This is a genomic window from Achromobacter sp. UBA5777 (assembly GCF_002418565.1).
In the GTDB taxonomy this organism is placed as follows: Bacteria; Pseudomonadota; Gammaproteobacteria; order Burkholderiales; family Burkholderiaceae_B; genus Achromobacter; species Achromobacter animicus.
This window is the reverse complement of the sequence record NZ_DIEJ01000174.1, coordinates 1-16590: the sequence shown is the minus strand read 5'-3', so window position 1 is coordinate 16590 and position 16590 is coordinate 1. Positions and strand designations below refer to the sequence as shown.

Here is a 16590-nt window from a genome sequence, read left to right as displayed (position 1 = left end):
GACGCGCTGCCGGCGCTGGACGCGGAATTCGCCCGCGCGGCCGGCCAGCATCGGGAGTTCGACGCGGCGCTGGCGCGTTGGCGCGCGTTGCTGGCCGATGGCGAGCAGGCGCCATTCCAGGCGCGGCGCATCGCCGCCGGCTTGGCGCGACTGTGGCAGGCCGCCTTGCTCATCGAGCACGCGCCGGGCCCGGTGGCGCAGGCTTTCGTCGGCAGCCGCCTGCAGGAAGCTTCAGGCATCTTTGGTGAATTGGCCGCGGGTGCAGACACGCAGGCCATCCTGTCGCGCGCATGGCCCGCCATCGCCGCGTGCTAAATTTCCCCGCTCAAGCAACTTTTCCGCATTTCTACCGCCATGCTCTCCCAGCAAGAACTCAAGCAGCAAGCCGCCGACGCGGCCCTGGAATTCGTCGAACAGGTCGCCGGCCCTGACGTCATCATCGGCGTGGGCACCGGTTCCACCGCAGACCTGTTCATCGATGGCCTGGCGCGATTCAAGGGCCGCATCGGCGGAACGGTCGCCAGCTCCGAGCGCAGCGCGTCGCGCCTGGCCGGCCACGGCCTCAAAGTGCTGGACCTGAACGACGTTTCCACCATGCCCATCTACGTGGACGGCGCCGACGAGATCAACGCCGACCTGCACATGATCAAGGGCGGCGGCGGCGCGCTCACACGCGAGAAGATCGTGGCGTCGGTGGCCGAGCGCTTCATCTGCATCGCCGACGAATCCAAGCTGGTCCAGACGATGGGCAAGTTCCCGCTGCCGCTCGAGGTCATTCCGATGGCGCGCGAATCCGTGGCCCGCGCACTGACCGCGCTGGGCGGCCAGCCGCGCCTGCGGGAGGGATTCGTCACCGACAACGGCAACATCATCCTGGACGTGTCGGGTCTTTCAATTACTGACGCGCCCGCGTTCGAGGCCATCGTCAACAATCTGCCGGGCGTCGTGACCTGCGGCCTGTTCGCGCTGTCCGGCGCCGACGTGGCGCTGCTGGCCACCCAGAACGGCATCCGCCGCCTGGACCGTCGCGCCTGAGTCCCGGTTGTGATGCGGGACCCGCCGCTCCGCCTTGCGGGGCGCGGGGCCCGCATTCATAATCCTGTCACACTTGGGTCATAACCTTGCGGGTTGTGCAGGCCCATCTCGTAACCTCTCTACTTTCGGGGCAATGCAATGAGATCAACCACGCAGGGAGCCCGGATGACGGAGCATACAAACAAACAGTTCGACGCCGATCTGGAAAGCGTCCGTTCGCAGTTCTTGCAAATGGGCGGCGTGGTGGAAGCCATGATCCAGGAAGCGATCGACGCGCTGGCCAGCGGCGACATGTCGCTGGTTGAAAAGGTTCGCGAGCGGGAAAAGGAAGTCAACCGCCACGAAGTCGAGATCGACGAAAGCATCAGCCGCATCCTGGCCCGGCACCAGCCCACCGCCATCGACCTGCGCATGCTGATGGCCGTGTCCAAGATGCTGACCGACATGGAACGTTCCGGCGACGAAGCCGAGAAGGTCGCTACTGTCGCCCGCCGCGTCCACGAAGGCGAACTGCGCCACATTCCGGTGATCGAACTGCGCCACATGGCCGCCAACGTGCGCAACATGCTGCACCAGGCGCTGGACGCGTTTGCCCGCCTCGACCCCATCCAGGCCGCCGCCGTCGTGCGCAGCGACAAGGAAGTCGACAAGGAATGGAAGGGCGCGCTGCGTCACCTGATCACCTACATGATCGAAGATCCGCGCACGATCTCGCGCGCCATCGACATGATCTTCATCGCCCGCGCGCTTGAGCGCATCGGCGATCACGCCAAGAATATGTCCGAACGCGTGATCTACATGGTCAAGGGCGCCGATGTGCGCCACACCGGCGTGAAGAACACCGAGCGCCTGGCGCGCGGTGAAGAAGAATCCGAGGACACCTCGGAGCAGTAAGCAGAAAGACCTGCTGCCGCTTCACAGCGGCAGCGCCGCTCCCTGGCACAGCCGGGGATCCGGCACCCCCGGCTTGCCCGCGTCGATGCGGCCCGCCAGCCGGCGTCCAAAGGCCGGCATCGCCGGCGCACTCACCTCCAGGTCGTACCAGCCCTCGCAGCCCGCGTACTTGAGCTCGACCGCGCCGCCTGGGGGCACGTGGGCCATCGCGCGCCAGCCGTCGTTCATGCGCGACTCCACCCTGACCGGCTGCGGCGTGTCGCCGTGGTTCATGAGCCGCAGGCGCAGGCCCGACGTCACGGGCACGAGCTGCGCTTCAAGCGTGCCCGCATCCCGCGCATCGCCGCGGAACGCCCGGTGAAAGCCGTCTGGTCCCAGCAGCCAGAGATCGTACGCGCCCCCCGCCGCCAGCCGCCATCCGTCATCCAGACGCGCGCCCGCGCCCACCGTGTAGCGCCGGGGCGGATGGGCCAGCGCAAGGCGGTCATAGACATGCAGCACGGCGCCCGCACCGCCCGGGTTGCGCAGCGTCAGGCGGTAATGCTGGCCGTCGGCCGTGGTCTTGCCCACGGCTTCCAGCACATAGGGCAGGGGACACGCGTGGCGGTGGCTGTCGGGGTGATGCGAACACCTGTCGCCGGCAAAATCGAAGGCCGTCGTCAGGTCGCCCGCCACTGCGCGGCGCCAGGCGCTGATGTTGGGTTCAGCCACGCCAAAGCGCGTTTCCAGGAATCGGATGACGGACGTGTGGTCGAACACCTGCGAATTCACCCACCCGCCGCGGCTCCAGGGCGAGACCACCAGCATCGGCACGCGCGGGCCCAGGCCAAAGGCGCGTCCATGCAGCCCGGCAGGATCATCGGCCGTGGAAGCGCTGGGGCCGCGGCGCGCGTCGTGGTATTCGCCGTCCAGTTCCACGGTGGACAGGCCGCCCGACTCGCCGTCCGGGTGGCGCGCCGGCGGGGCGGGCGGGGGCACGTGGTCGAAGAAGCAATCGTTTTCGTCGTAGGTGACGAACAGGACGCAACGGCTCCACGTGTCGGGATGCGCCGTCAGAATGTCCAGCACGCGCTCGGTGTAGGCGCCGCCCTGGCGAGGGGACGAGACCTCGGGATGTTCCGAATCCGCCGTGGGCGCGATGATCCACGACACGGCCGGCAGCGTGCCCTGAGCGACGTCGCGCGCCAGGTCGTCCAGCGTGCGCGTGGCCAGCGCGCGGTCGCGCAGCGGGGCGCTGCCCGTGTTGACCGCATGCTGCCGGCGGTATTGCTGAAAGCCCGCGAGCGGATTGTCGTTGTAGTTGTCCGCCATGTCCTGGTAGATGCTCCAGTCCACACCGGCGACTTGCAGACGCTCGGGGTACGTGGTCCAGGAATAGCCTTCACCCGCCGGACCCAGCCGGTCGTAGGTGTTGACCAGCGCGGGGCCGCCGGCCGCGCCCTGCGGGTCGTTGGTGCCGGTCCACAGGAACAGCCGGTTGGGATTGGTGCCGGCCTGGACCGAGCAGTGATAGGCATCGCACAGCGTGAAGGCATTGGCCAGCGCGGTCTGAAACGGCACGTCGGCGCTGCGGTAGGCGCCCATGCCCAGCCGGCTCTTGGCGGACAGCCACTGATCCATGCGGCCGTCGTTCCAGGCGCGCTGCGAATCGTCCCAGGTGTGCGGCGTGATGTAGCCGACCGGCTTGTCGCTGGCGACTTCTGTCTGCAAATCGTAGGGGCGGCAATGCGCGTTGCCATCGGTCTGCGTCAGCACCGTGCCCGCGCGCGTGGGCACGGGATGCGGATCGGCGAATCCGCGCACGCCGGGCAGCGTGCCGAAGTAATGGTCGAAGGACCGGTTTTCCTGCATCAGGATCACGACATGGCGCACATCCTGCAGCGTGCCGGTCTTGCGGTCCGGGTCGATCGCCAGCGCGCGCGCAATGACAGGGGACGGGTCCGGATGGAGGGGCGGGCGCGATTCTTCTTTCATGACAGCTTTAATACGGTCTGCAACCTTGAATCTTAAGGCCTTCGCCTGCTCGCTGGCGGCGCGTATCGGCGCGCCGCAAAAACAAAGCCCCTCGCGTGCGAGGGGCTTTGCCGGCCGCATGCCCGAAGGCGCGGCGGGAGGCGGATCAGGCCGAGGGCGGAACGTAGCCGTCGGCTTCGACGCTGCCGTCTTCGAACAGGAAACGCTCCATCTGCTGCTGCAGGTATTTGCGAGCGCGGGCGTCGGCCAGGTTCAGGCGGTTTTCGTTCACCAGGCGGGTCTGCACGCCTTTCCAGTCTTCCCAGGCTTCCTTGGAAATGCTCTGCCAGATGCGGGTGCCGACTTCGCCGGGGTAGGGCGGGTAGTCCAGCCCTTCGGCTTCACGTTTCAGTTTCACACAGTTGACGATACGGGCCATGGTTCGCTGCCGGAAAAATGAATAACGCCACATTTTAGCGGGCTTGGCGTGCGTCGGGCGCCAAGCCCCTCTTGCTTACCGCGGAATCGCCCCGCAGGCCGGTGTCAGAGCTTCTTGATGAACACCAGGCTGTTGCGGGAGCGGTTGTAGTTGTTCTGCTTTTCGCGGGGCAGGTCGGTGATGCCGCCCTGCACGAAACCGCGCTTCATGAACCAATGCGAGGTGCGGGTGGTCAGCACGAACAGCCGTTTGGCGCCCAGCGCGCGGGCGCGCGATTCCATGTGGCGCAGCAGGATCTCGCCTTCGCCGGAGCCTTGCCACTCGGGATGCACGATCAGGCAGGCCATTTCGGCCATCTGCTCGTCGTGGAAGTCGTGCAGCGCCGCGCAGCCGTAGATGACGCCGTCGTGCTCCAGCACGGTGAAGTTCTCGACGTCGCGCTCGACCACGCTGCGCGGGCGCGGCACCAGCGTGCCGTCGGCTTCCAGCGGCTCGATCAGGCTGAGGATGGCGCCCACGTCGTCGATCGTGGCGGGGCGCAGATCGTCCAGCGTGTCTTCGACGACCATCGTGCCCACGCCGTCGTGGGTGAAGATCTCGAGCAGCACGCTGCCGTCCAGTTCGAAAGGCAGCAGGTGGGCGCGGGCCACGCCGCGCTTGACCGCGAGCGAGGCGTACTGCAGGAAGGAATGGGTCTCTTCGTCCAGTTCACCGCCCGCCAGCAGCGCGTCAGCATCCACGCGCGCCAGTTCGGTATCCAGCGTGCCATCGTCGTTCAGCACGCCCTGCGAGCTGGACAGGAAGATCAGCTTTTCGGCGCGCAGGCCCACGGCCACGCTGGTGGCCAGGTCTTCCATCGCCAGATTGAAGGCGTCGCCGGTGGGCGAGAACCCCAGCGGCGACAGCAGCACGACCGACGAGCCTTTCTCGATGGCGAACTTCAGGGCCTCGATGTCGATCTTGCGCACCTGGCCGGTGTGCTTGTAGTCCACGCCATCCAGCACGCCGGTGGGACGCGCGGTGACGAAATTGCCGGAGATCACGCGGATGTGGGCGTGCGACATGGGCGTGTTGGGCAGCCCCTGGCTGAACGCGGCTTCGATGTCCAGGCGGATCTCGCCGGCGGCTTCCTTGGCGCATTCCAGCGCGGCGGCGTCGGTGGGGGACAGGCCCCGGTCGAACTGTTGCGTGTAGCCTTTCAAGCGCAGTTGCTCGTTGACCTGGGGCCGCGAGCCGTGCACCAGCACCAGACGGATGCCCAGCGAGGACAGCAGGGACAGATCCTGGACCAGGGCGTTCAACGCGCCCGCCTGCACGAGTTCGCCGCCAAACGCCACCACGAAGGTCTTGCCTCGGAACGCGTGCACGTAGGGGGCCACGTCTCGGAACCATCGCACAAACTGCGCGGCGGCGAATTCAGGGGCTTCAAGGGCGGAGACGGTGTCTGGTTCCAGGTCGGGCATGGTGTGAGTTGCTTAACAATCCTATGGGTCGCGGGACGGCGCAGGCCGGCAGGCCGTGCGGAGAGCGCCGCCTCAGGGGGCGGCGCTACGCGGAATTATAGGGCGCACGCTGGTCCGGTCCGCGCGGTGCGCAGCACGCATTGTTGCGGGCGCCCCACAGGATGTTGCGCGCACGGGCCGGGCAGACGCGCCGGCCGCCGCGCTCGTTGCTGCGCTGGCCGCCGCGCCGGCAGGTTCAATGCCGGGATAGCTGACGGTGTTCCAGCCGGCTGAGCAGCCGAACCACCGGCCACAGCAGCGCCAGGTAGAAAAGCGCTGCCAGCACGATGGGCGACGGGTTGTAGACCAGCGACTGGGCGTCGCGGGCCACCCGCAGCAGCTCCGGCAGCGCCACGGCGCTGGCCAGCGTGGTCAGCTTGACCACTTCCAGCGTGTTGCTGATGAGGTCCGGCATGACGTTGCGCGTGGCCTGGGGAATCTGCACGTGCCACATCGTCTGCCAGGCGGAGAGGCCGGTTGAGCGCGCCGCCTCGATCTGTCCGCGCGGCACGCTTTCCAGCCCGGCGCGAAACACCTCGCCGTAATAGGACGAATTGTTCAGCATGAAGCCCACGGCCACCGCCAGCAGCTTGGGCAGGTCCAGGCCCAGGAACGGCGCGCCGAAATAGATGAAGATCAGCAGCACCAGCGGCGGCAACGCGCGGAAGAAATCGATGTAGATGGCCAGCAGCACGCGCGACCAGCGGGCCTTCAGCGTGACGGACAGCACGCCGATGAGCAGACCCGAGGCCAGTCCCACCGGAATCACCATGGCCGACAGCATCAGCGTGCGCCCGAGGCCCTGCAAGAGGTACGGCGCCACGCTGACATAGATGTTCAGGTTGAAGAAATTCTGCAGGATTTCGTCCATGCGGTTCCCCTGGGGCCCGTCGGGGCTCCCTTGTTGTGCCGGGCGGGGGTGATCGGCCTTGCTTCCCGCCCGATATGTATTCGTAAAGATGCGTCCGGTCAGTGCTTCCCGTCAGTGTTTCCACTTGAAGCGCGTTTCGGTCCAGCGCCCCAGAATCACCACGGGCAGGAAGATCAGCAGGCACGCCACCGCGGCCAAGGTCAGCGGCGTGGCGTTGCCCGCGTTGCTGCTGGCCGATTGCGCGTTGTTGAGCACTTCGCTCAATCCCACGACCGAACCCAGCGCCGTGCTCTTGGTGATGGCGATGACCCGGTTGGTCAGCGGCGCGACCGTCAGCCGCATGGCCTGAGGCATCACGACATACACCATGCTCTGCAGCCAGTTCAGGCCGGTGGAGCGCGCCGCCTCGGCCTGGCCGCGCGGCACGGACAGGATGCCCGCCCAGAAGATTTCCTCGGCGAACGCGGCCAGCACCAGCGACAGCGACAGCCAGCACGCCATGAACGCCGACATCGACAGGTTGATGTACGGGAACGCGAAGAACAGCACCATGATCACCACCAGCGGCGGCAGGGCGCGCAGGATGTCGGCAAAGCAGATGATCAGGAGATTCACCGGCCGGATGCGCAGCGCGCGCAAGACGGCCAGCATCAGGCCAAGCGCCACGCCAGTCACGGCCACTGCCACGCCCAGTTGCAGCGTGACCCACATGCCGGCCAGGATGTCGGGCAGGTAGCGCCAGGCGACCTCAACGTTGAAGAACGAGAACAGCAGGGCATTCAGATCCATGGGGCACTCTTCAAATCGCCTTACGCGGCATGTTCCGCCATGCTGGCCAGAAAGGCCTGGGTGCGGGGTTGTCGGGGGGCGCCAAAGACGTCCTGCGGCGGGCCTTGCTCGACGATGACCCCACCGTCCATGAACACCACCCGGTCGGCCGCCGCGCGGGCGAAGCCCATTTCATGGCTGACCACCATCATCGTCATGCCGTCGCGCTTCAGTTCACGCATCACGTTCAGCACGCTGCCCACCAGCTCCGGATCCAACGCGCTGGTCGGCTCGTCGAACAGCACCACCTTGGGCCGCAACGCCAGTGACCGCGCGATGCCCACGCGCTGCTGCTGGCCGCCGGACAACTGGTCGGGATAGGCGCTCGCCTTGTCGGCCAGGCCCACACGGTCCAGCGCTTCCATGCCGCGGCGGTCGGCCTCGGCGCGCGCCAGCTTCTGCACCTTGCGCAGCGCGAGCGTGATGTTCGACAGCACGGACATGTGGCGGTACAGGTTGAAGTGCTGGAACACCATGCCGATGTTCTGGCGGATGCGGTTCAACTCGGCCGACGGGGCGGTGATCTCCTCGCCGTCGACGTGGATGCTGCCGGCGGTCGGCTCCTCCAGCCGGTTGCAGCAGCGCAGGAGGCTGCTCTTGCCCGAACCGGACGGGCCGATCATGAAGACCAGCTCGCCGCGGCTCACGTCCAGGTCGATTCCCTTGAGGACCGCGTTGTCGCCATAGGACTTGTGCAGCCCGGCGATTTTCAGGATCGGCGTTTCCATCGAAAGCTCCTCAATGCGAGGGCAGGGGCCGCGTGGCGGCTCCTTACCCAGTCGTTGGCGGTGCGTCGGAAAATCAGCTGCAGCGCAGCTCGACCGGCTGGGCGTCGTAACCCGGCAGATCCGGGACGCCCTGGCCCGGCGTCACGGTGGCCGCCGCGGAACCGGCTGCGGGCGTGAATCCGAACCACTTCTGCGCCAGCTTGGAGACCGTGCCGTCCTGCTTCAGGCACTTGAGCGCCATGGACACGCGGTCGCGGCCCGCCTTGTCGTCCAGCCGGAACGCCAGCGCCCAGACCAGGCCGGTCTTGATCGTGTAGCTGGTGCGCACGGCCGGATTCTGCTTGGCGGCCCAGGCGGCGACCGTGTTGCCGGCCAGGTTGGCGTCCGCGCGGCCGGCCTGCACCGCCTGCACCGCGTCGGCGTTGGAGGCGTACACGTCGTACGTGAAGCCGTACTTGGCCGCGTTGTCGCGCGCCCAGTTCTCGTAGGCCGATCCCTTGTTGACCGCCAGCTTCCTGCCCTTCAGGTCATCCAGGCCCTTGATGTCCTTGCCGTTCTTGCCGATCACGAAGGTGTAGTCGGTGTTCAGATACCCCTCGGAAAACAGCAGGGCGCGTGCGCGTTCCTCGGTGGCGGTGGTGGGCGCCAGCACGAAGTCGTACTTCTTGGCGTTCAGGCCCGGGATCAGCGCGGCGTACTCGGTGCCTTCGATCTTGATGGTGGTGCCCAGCTGCTTGGCGATGGCCTGGCCCAGTTCGATGTTGAAGCCGTCCAGTCCGCCGCCCAGCTTGGGCATGGCGTGCGGCGCAAACGTGGCGTCCACGCCGGTTGTCAGCGGCTGGGCGGCCGCGGCCAGGCTGGCGCCGGCCAGGCACAGCGTGAGGCCGCAGCGGCCGGCAAATGTCAGGGTGCGGAGAAGGCGGGTCATGGCAGGTCCTTTAGGGAAGAGGCGTCTTGCCCAGGGCGGGGCCGGCCCCCACGCGCTCGAGTATCAAGCCGTAGTGTTCCGGGCGCCGGTGGGCGGCGAAGTTGAAGATGTGCTGCTTGAAGGTGTCTCCCAGCGCCAGATCGGCCTGGCAGAAAATCACCTCGTCCTCCTCCCCCTGCGCCTGCGCCACGATCTCGCCCGTGGGCGCGACGATGGCCGATCCGGCGATCAGGTGGCTGCCGTCCTCATTGCCGGCCTTGCCTGCCGCGGCCACCCAGACCGCGTTCTGGTACGCGGCTGCCTGCAGGCTGAGCAGGTGGTGGAACATGCGCAGGTGGACCGGTTCGTTCCAGTGGATATTCAATGACGGCGTGTTGTATCCCAGCGCCACGATCTCGGCGCCCTGCAGCGCCAGCACGCGCCAGGTCTCCGTCCAGCGGCGGTCGTTGCACAGGCACATGCCGATGCGCGTACCCAGCGTTTCCCAGACGTTGAAGCCGTCGTTGCCGACGTCAAAGAACTTCTTTTCCAGGTGCTGGAACGGGGCCTCGGGCTTGTGGTCGCTGTGGCCCGGCAGGTGGATCTTGCGGTAGCGTCCGACGATGCGCGCGTTGGCGTCGACCAGGATGCTGGTGTTGAAGCGCCGGCCATCCGAGGCGATCTCGGCATAGCCCAGGTAAAAGCCGATGCCGAGTTCCCGGGCGGTGTCGAACAGCACGCGGGTCTCGGGGCCGGGCATTTCCTTTTCGAAGTAGCGCGCCATCGCTTCTTCTTCCGTCATCCAGTAGCGCGGAAAGAAGGTGGTCAGCGCCAGTTCCGGAAACACCACCATGCGCGCGCCGCGCCCGTGCGCCTCGCGCATCATCGCGAGCAGGCGTGCCACCGCCTGCCCCCGGGTCTCTTCGGGTTGAACCGGACCCATCTGCGCGACCGCCAGGCCGAAGGGACGTTTGCTCATGTCGGGTTCCTTTAGCGATGACTCAGGCGGCGATATCGGCAGAAAAATACTTGCGCACCAACGCGTTGGGATTGCCGGTCAGGCGCTGGCGCAGCACGGGCTCGGGCGTGCCGCGCTTGATGAAGCGACCGCTGCCGCGCTCGACATGCAGCTGGCCGTTTTCGACGGCGATGCGGCCGCGGCTGATGACCACCTCGGGCCAGCCGCGCACGGTTCGGCCCTCGTAGGGCGTGTAGCCGACGTTGTCGTGCAGCATGGACGCGGAGATCGTGACCTCCCGTTCCGGATTCCAGATCGCGATGTCGGCGTCCGCGCCCACCGCGATAGTTCCCTTCTGCGGGTACAGGCCATACGTGCGGGCATGATTGGCGGCGGTCAGCGCGACGAAGCGTTCAATCGAAATGCGTCCGCCCAGCACGCCTTCGGAGAAGAGCAGCGGCATGCGCACTTCCAGTCCCGGCACGCCGTTAGCCACGTCCTTGAACGTGGTGGCGTCGCCCTTGGGCAGCTTGCCGCTGGCGTCGAAGCGGTAGGGCGCGTGGTCGGAGGAATAGATCTGCAGGGTGCCGTCGATCAGGCCCTGCCAGACGGCTTCCTGCGAGGCCGCATCGCGCGGGGGCGGGCTGCAGCAGAACTTGGCGCCTTCCAGGCCGGGCGCGTCGATGTCATCGGCCGTCAGGAACAGGTACTGCGGGCAGCTTTCAGCGTGAATCGGCAGCCCCAGCGCTTGCGACGAATGCACCACGCGCACTGCTTCCAGCCCCGCGACGTGAACGATCAGGATGGGCACGTCCATCATGCGGGCCAGCGTCACGGCACGATTCGTTGCCTCGCTTTCGGCCAGCGGCGTGTGCGCCACGGCGTGATACTTGGGCGCCGTCATGCCGCGCTCGGCCAGACGGCGGGCTACCCAGCGGATCATGTCGTTGTTTTCGGCATGCACCATCACCAGCGCGCCCTCGCGGTCGGCGACCTCCAGCACGTCCAACAACTGGTAATCGTCCAGCTTCAGGCGGTCATACGTCATGAACACCTTGAAGGACGTAATGCCGTTCTTGATGAGATCGGGCAGGTCGTGCTTGAGCGCCTGTTCCGTGGGATCGGACAGGATCAGGTGAAAGCCGTAGTCAATGACCGCCTTTTCCTCGGCGCGGCGGGCGTAGTCGGCCACCACTTCCGGCAACGCATTGCCGCGGTGCTGGGCGGCGAACGGAATGATGGTGGTGGTGCCGCCGAATGCCGCCGAGACGGTCGCGCTGTAGAAGTCGTCTGCGCACATGATGCCCATGCCGGACAGTTGCTCAACGTGACAGTGGCTGTCGATGCCGCCCGGCAGCACCCACCGGCCAGCGGCGTCGATGTCCCGCGCGCCCGGCGGCAGGCCCTGTCCCAACGCGACGATCACCCCGTCGCGCACGCCGATATCGGCGTGAAAGGTGTCGGTGGCGGTGCTGATGCGGCCATTGCGGATCGTCAGGTCGAATGCTGCGGTATCGGTCATGGGTAAGGGGTTCCGCGCAAGGAGTGGGTCAAAGCGTTCCGGGATAGATGCCGCCGTCCAGCACCAGGTTCTGCCCCGTCATGAAGCCGGCGCGCGCGCCGCACAGGAAGGCGCAGGCGTCGCCGAATTCGGCGGGGTCGCCATAACGGCCGGCAGGAATGCCCGCCAGCCGGGCGGCCAGCATGTCGTCCACCGTCTTGCCGCTGTCGCGTGCACTGCGTTCTGCGGTCTGCCGCAGGCGATCCGTCAGGAACGGGCCGGGCAGCAGGTTGTTGATCGTGACGCCGTGGCGCACGGTCTGGCGCGCCAGACCCGCCACAAAGCCGGTCAGCCCGGCCCGCGCGCCGTTGGACAAGCCCAGGATGTCGATGGGCATTTTCACGGCGGCGGACGTGATGTTGACGATGCGGCCAAAGCGGCGCGCGATCATGCCGTCGACGGTCGCGCGGATCAGCGCAATGGGCGTCAGCATGTTGGCATCCAGCGCGGCAATCCAGTCTTCGCGCGACCATTCGCGGAAGTCGCCGGGTTTGGGCCCGCCCGCGTTGGTGACCAGGATGTCGGGTTCGGGGCAGGCCGCCAGCAGCGCCTGCCTGCCGGCTTCGGTGGTGACGTCGGCGGCCACCGTGACGACCGACGCGCCGGTCTCGCGGCGAATCGCGTCCGCCGCAGCGTCCAGTGTGGTCGCTGTTCGCGCGGCCATCACCAGATTCACGCCTTCGCGCGCAAGTGATAGCGCGCAGGCGTAGCCCAGGCCCTTGCTCGATGCGCACACCAGCGCGTGCTTGCCCTTGATGCCGAGGTCCATGCGTATGCTCCTTTCAACCCTGCACGGGTTGGCGGCCGGTGGCGCCCAGCGACAGCCCGACGCGCGCGACGGTCGCCTCCAGTTCGGCCGCGGTCACCGGGTCGATGCGCATCCCGGGGGCGCGCAGCGCGTGGCTCTTGATGGCGCCGCGGCGCTGATAGACATACTTGCGCAACGCCAGTCCGATCTTGGGTTGGAATTCGTAGCGGATCAGCGGGCAATAGCGGTCGAAGATCGCGGCGGCGCCGGCGTGATCGCCGCTGGCGTAGCGTTCGTAGATGGCCACCAGGATTTCCGGGAATGCAAAGCCGGTCATCGTGCCTACCGCGCCGCGCTGCAGCTCTTCCAGGAAGTACACGCCCCCCAGGCCGCCGAAGATGGCCATGTCGGCGTCCGGCACCAGTTCGCGGATGCGGCTGATCTTCTGCCCCACCGGCGGCTCTTCCATCTTGATCATGTGCACACCGCCTTCGCGGCCCAGGCGCGCCACCACTTCGGGGCGGATCTCGGTGCCGAAGGAGTCCGGAAAGTCGTGGATCACGACCGGAATCTTCACGGCGTCGGCCACGGCCTTGTAGTAATCAAACAGCAGGGCATCGCTGGCGTTGTCCAGTGGCGCCGCGAACACGGCCGATGCGCCCAGCTCCTGCGCTTCGCGGGCCTGCTCGATGGCGCCGGCAATGCCGTGGGCACGCACGCCCACCCACACTGGCACGCGGCCGTTCGTGTGCTTCACGAAGGTTTCCAGCACCAGCCGGCGTTCGTCGTTGGACAGCTTGTGCAGCTCGCCCAGAAAGCCCAGGATGGCCAGCCCGGTCACCCCGGTTTCAAGCAGGAAATCGACCAGCGTGCGGATGCTGTCGGCATCGACCCGCAGGGCATCGTCGAAGGGCGTGGGGCAAATGGTGAAGACGCCTTTGGCGTCGAGGGAGGCTGCCATCTTTTCTCCGTCAGGATGCGTGAAAACCGAAATCTGAAGCGACGTTTCGATGTCATCCTAAAGCGGAAGTTTTAGAACTCCACTTGCTTTTTTATTGCCTTGGTATAACAGCCAGTTAAGTCAAGGTTTACCCTTGGCCGGGTTTGTCTGGACGTTTGTGGACAGCTCGAAACCCTGTTCGCAAAGCGTGTGGCGCAGCACTTCTACAAAGGCCTGCGCAAGCTGCGACAGCGGTTCGAAGCGTGACTGCACCAGGCTCGCGGTCAGGATCTTGGCCTGGTCGATCGGGCGCACCACGAAGTCGCCCTGCGTGCGGCTCTTGACCGAGAATTCATCGACGATGGCGATGCCCGCGCCGGCTTGCACCAGCGAGCACGCGTTCTGTGGCGAACTCACTTCCACGGCCAGCCGGCGGGCCTGCCCGGCCTCGTGGTACATCTGCTCGACCAGCATGCCGAACGGCGTGTCGCCGCCGTACGAAATCAGCGGGTAGGGCAGCAGGTCGCCGATCGACAGCAGCGACCGATGGGCCAGCGGATGGTTGTACGGGCAGATGCAGACCAGCCGGGCCTGGCCGATTGGCTGCGTCAGCAGATTCGGGTGCTGCACGGGCAGGATCACCACGCCCAGTTCGGCGCGATTGTCGAGCAGCATCTGCGTCAGGGGCTGCTGGGTCAGCGGCTGGAAGGTGACCTTGACGTCAGGGTGCGTTTCGCGAAAGCGCGAGATCGTCAGGGGCACGAGCATGTGGCCGATGCTGGGGCTGGACACCAGATGCAGGATGCCGCTGCGGCGCTCGGACAATTCCGACGCCAGTTCCTCGACGCGCCGCACGCCGGCATAGACCGTTTCCACTTCGCGAAAGAGCTGCCGCGATTCGGGTGTGGGATAGAGCCTGCCCTTGATGCGCTCGAACAGCGCGAAGCCCAGACGTTGTTCCGTATGCGACAGCAGCCGGCTGACCGCAGGCTGCGAGACGAACAGCAGCTTGGCCGCCCCGCTGATCGAACCCGTGGTCATCACCGCCCGGAAAACTTCGATTTGCCGCAGATTCAGTTGCATGGCGCGCCCGCTCCGAATTGACGCGACGAGCATAACAAAGGGTTAAGGGCAGCGCACAAATTGACAATACATGCTCAGGCCGCCCGCAGATAGACTGGCGCCGTATCTTGCCCCGGCCCGCCTCAACATGGCGCGGGCTCCGCCACCATCAGGACGGACGACCAGGACGTACGAATGGAACAGACCCTGTTTGTGATCAATCCCAATTCCACCCAGGCCGTGACGGACGCGTTCGACGCGGCGCTGGAACCGCTGCGCATGGCCGGCGGTCCGCGCATCCAATGTCTGACGCTGACCGAAGGGCCCGCGGGCGTCCAGACGCAGCTCGACGTCGAAAGCGTGACACTGCCGCTCGCCGCGCTGGTTCGCAAGCTGGATGCCGAGCACGGCGCGGCCGCCGCTGGCTACGTCATTGCGTGCTTCAGCGATCCGGGCCTGCATGCGGTGCGCGAAGCCACACGCAAGCCGGTGCTGGGTATCAGCGAATGCGGCATGCTGACCGCGCTGACGCTGGGGCAGCGCGTCGGTGTGATCGCGATCCTGCGCCAGTCGCTGCCGCGCCACGGACGCATGTTCGGCGCGATCGGCCTGTCGGGCCGCGTGGCGGCAGAGCTGCCGCTGGATCTGGGCGTGGTGGAGCTGTCCAACGAGGCGCGCACCCGCGAGCGCCTGTTGCACGTCGGCGCGCGGTTGCGCGACGAGCATCAGGCCGACGTGCTGGTGCTGGGCTGCGCCGGCATGGCGGCCTACCGCGGCTGGCTGCAGGCCGAGCTGGGCCTGCCCGTCGTCGAGCCGACACAGGCCGCTGCGGCGATGGCGATCGGCCGCATCCGGCTGAACTGGCACGGCGCCTGAGGCCACCATGCGCAACCACGAACTGATCGAACGGCTGTCGCATCTGGTCGGCGACAACGGGCTGGTGCTGGACACCGAGGGGCAGGGGCCTTACGTGCGCGACTGGCTGGGCAAGTGGCAGNNTGCCGGTGGTGGTGCGGCCGCGCAACGCCACCGAGGTGTCGGCCGTCATGCGCCTGTGCCATCAGACGCGCACGCCGGTGGTGCCGCAGGGCGGCAATACCGGCATGAGCGGGGGCGCCACGCCCGACGGCAGCGGCGCGCAGGTGATCCTGAGCCTTAACCGCATGAAGCGCATCCGCGAGGTGGATCCGGTCAACAACACGATGTGCGCCGACGCCGGCGTGCTGCTGGCCGAGGTGCAGGCCGCCGCGCGCGAGGTCGGGCGCTTTTTCCCGTTGAGTCTGGGCGCGGAGGGCAGTTGCACCATCGGCGGCAATCTGGCCACCAATGCCGGCGGCACCGCGGTGCTACGGTACGGCAACACGCGCGATCTGGCGTTGGGGCTGGAGGTGGTGCTGCCCGACGGCCGCGTGTGGAATGGCCTGCGCGGCCTGCGCAAGGACAATACCGGCTACGACCTCAAGAGCCTGTTCATTGGCTCCGAAGGCACGCTGGGCATCATCACCGGCGCGGTGCTCAAGCTGTACCCCGCGCCGGCGGGCCGCGTGGCGGCGTGGGTGGGCGCGGACACGCCCGCGCAGGTCGTGGCGCTGCTCAGCCGCCTGCAGAGCGTCTGCGGCGAACGGCTCACCGCATTCGAGATGATGTCCGCCGCTTGCCTGGATCTGGTGGTGGCGCACGTCAGCGGCGCGGCCAGCCCGCTGGCCGGCCGCCATGCCTATCACGCGCTGCTGGAACTGTCGGACACCGAGCCCGCCGGATTGCCCGCCTTGCTGGAAGCCGCGCTAGGCGCGGCGCTGGAGGCCGGCGTCATCCAGGACTGCGTCGTCGCGATGAACGACACGCAGGTCCAGTCATTGTGGCGGCTGCGCGAGGGCATCTCGCAAGCGCAGGTGCGCGCGGGCAAGGCGGTCAAGCACGACATCGCGCTGCCCATCTCGCGCCTGGCCGCCTTCGTCGAGGAAGCGGATCTGGCGCTGGTGTCGGATTTTCCTGGACTGCCCATCATCAACTTTGGCCACATCGGCGACGGCAACCTGCACTACAACGTGCTGCTGCCGCCGGACGTGGCGCCCGCCGAATACGCCCGGCTGACGGCGGCGCTGAACCGCCGCGTGCACGACCTGGTGGCGCAGCGCGGCGGCAGCATCAGCGCCGAGCACGG

The 16590-nt window shown here is 67.0% G+C and carries 16 protein-coding genes and 1 pseudogene; 5 read left to right on the top strand and 12 right to left on the bottom strand.

Annotated features, from left to right (window positions below; translation table 11 throughout):
• The 3 genes and pseudogenes from B3446_RS13630 to phoU all read left to right on the top strand — a co-directional run.
• Positions 1-315, top strand: a pseudogene (locus B3446_RS13630) (acyl-CoA dehydrogenase); the annotation flags it as partial.
• A 39-nt stretch (positions 316-354) separates the two neighbouring features.
• A complete protein-coding gene (rpiA, locus tag B3446_RS13625; RefSeq protein ID WP_291381808.1) occupies positions 355-1035 on the top strand; it encodes a ribose-5-phosphate isomerase RpiA in 681 nt (226 codons plus the stop codon).
• 165 nt (positions 1036-1200) lie between these two features.
• Positions 1201-1929, top strand: a complete 729-nt coding sequence (gene phoU / locus B3446_RS13620) for a phosphate signaling complex protein PhoU (protein ID WP_056567111.1) — start codon at positions 1201-1203, stop codon at positions 1927-1929.
• 21 nt (positions 1930-1950) lie between these two features.
• Here phoU and B3446_RS13615 read toward each other — a convergent pair whose 3' ends face one another.
• The 12 genes from B3446_RS13615 to B3446_RS13560 form a co-directional block, all read right to left on the bottom strand.
• Positions 1951-3903 (bottom strand): phosphocholine-specific phospholipase C, encoded by a 1953-nt coding sequence (locus B3446_RS13615; protein ID WP_291381805.1) that lies wholly within the window; start codon positions 3901-3903, stop codon positions 1951-1953.
• A gap of 145 nt (positions 3904-4048) precedes the next feature.
• Positions 4049-4321, bottom strand: coding sequence for an oxidative damage protection protein (locus tag B3446_RS13610; protein WP_105238082.1), 273 nt, complete (start codon positions 4319-4321; stop codon positions 4049-4051).
• A 104-nt stretch (positions 4322-4425) separates the two neighbouring features.
• Positions 4426-5784, bottom strand: coding sequence for an amino-acid N-acetyltransferase (argA, locus tag B3446_RS13605; RefSeq protein ID WP_175125729.1), 1359 nt, complete (start codon positions 5782-5784; stop codon positions 4426-4428).
• Between the two features lie 235 nt (positions 5785-6019).
• Entirely contained in the window at positions 6020-6694 is a 675-nt protein-coding gene (locus B3446_RS13600; RefSeq protein WP_062838418.1) for an amino acid ABC transporter permease, read from the bottom strand.
• Between the two features lie 111 nt (positions 6695-6805).
• Positions 6806-7483 carry an amino acid ABC transporter permease gene (locus tag B3446_RS13595; RefSeq protein ID WP_291381800.1) on the bottom strand — a complete coding sequence of 226 codons (678 nt, stop codon included), beginning with the start codon at positions 7481-7483 and terminating at the stop codon, positions 6806-6808.
• Between the two features lie 20 nt (positions 7484-7503).
• Positions 7504-8250 (bottom strand): amino acid ABC transporter ATP-binding protein, encoded by a 747-nt coding sequence (locus B3446_RS13590; RefSeq protein WP_291381798.1) that lies wholly within the window; start codon positions 8248-8250, stop codon positions 7504-7506.
• Positions 8251-8323: 73 nt separating this feature from the next.
• Positions 8324-9178 (bottom strand): transporter substrate-binding domain-containing protein, encoded by an 855-nt coding sequence (locus tag B3446_RS13585; protein WP_279975642.1) that lies wholly within the window; start codon positions 9176-9178, stop codon positions 8324-8326.
• A gap of 10 nt (positions 9179-9188) precedes the next feature.
• The gene (locus B3446_RS13580; protein WP_191576511.1) at positions 9189-10136 is read right to left on the bottom strand and encodes an N-carbamoyl-D-amino-acid hydrolase; all 948 of its coding nucleotides are present in this window, start codon (positions 10134-10136) and stop codon (positions 9189-9191) included.
• A 22-nt stretch (positions 10137-10158) separates the two neighbouring features.
• Positions 10159-11637, bottom strand: a complete 1479-nt coding sequence (gene hydA / locus B3446_RS13575) for a dihydropyrimidinase (protein ID WP_291381795.1) — start codon at positions 11635-11637, stop codon at positions 10159-10161.
• A gap of 28 nt (positions 11638-11665) precedes the next feature.
• The gene (locus tag B3446_RS13570; RefSeq protein WP_291381793.1) at positions 11666-12445 is read right to left on the bottom strand and encodes an SDR family oxidoreductase; all 780 of its coding nucleotides are present in this window, start codon (positions 12443-12445) and stop codon (positions 11666-11668) included.
• A gap of 13 nt (positions 12446-12458) precedes the next feature.
• Complete coding sequence (locus B3446_RS13565; RefSeq protein ID WP_291381792.1) at positions 12459-13385, bottom strand: dihydrodipicolinate synthase family protein; 927 nt, start codon at positions 13383-13385, stop codon at positions 12459-12461.
• 120 nt (positions 13386-13505) lie between these two features.
• Positions 13506-14447, bottom strand: a complete 942-nt coding sequence (locus B3446_RS13560) for a LysR substrate-binding domain-containing protein (RefSeq protein WP_191576507.1) — start codon at positions 14445-14447, stop codon at positions 13506-13508.
• Between the two features lie 174 nt (positions 14448-14621).
• On the opposite strand from B3446_RS13560, the gene B3446_RS13555 reads away from it, so the two are divergent.
• On the top strand, positions 14622-15302 hold the full coding sequence (locus tag B3446_RS13555; RefSeq protein ID WP_291381789.1) for an aspartate/glutamate racemase family protein: 681 nt from the start codon (positions 14622-14624) through the stop codon (positions 15300-15302).
• Positions 15303-15436: 134 nt separating this feature from the next.
• The coding region (locus tag B3446_RS13550) for an FAD-binding oxidoreductase (protein WP_291381787.1) at positions 15437-16590 on the top strand (1154 nt) is incomplete at its 3' end.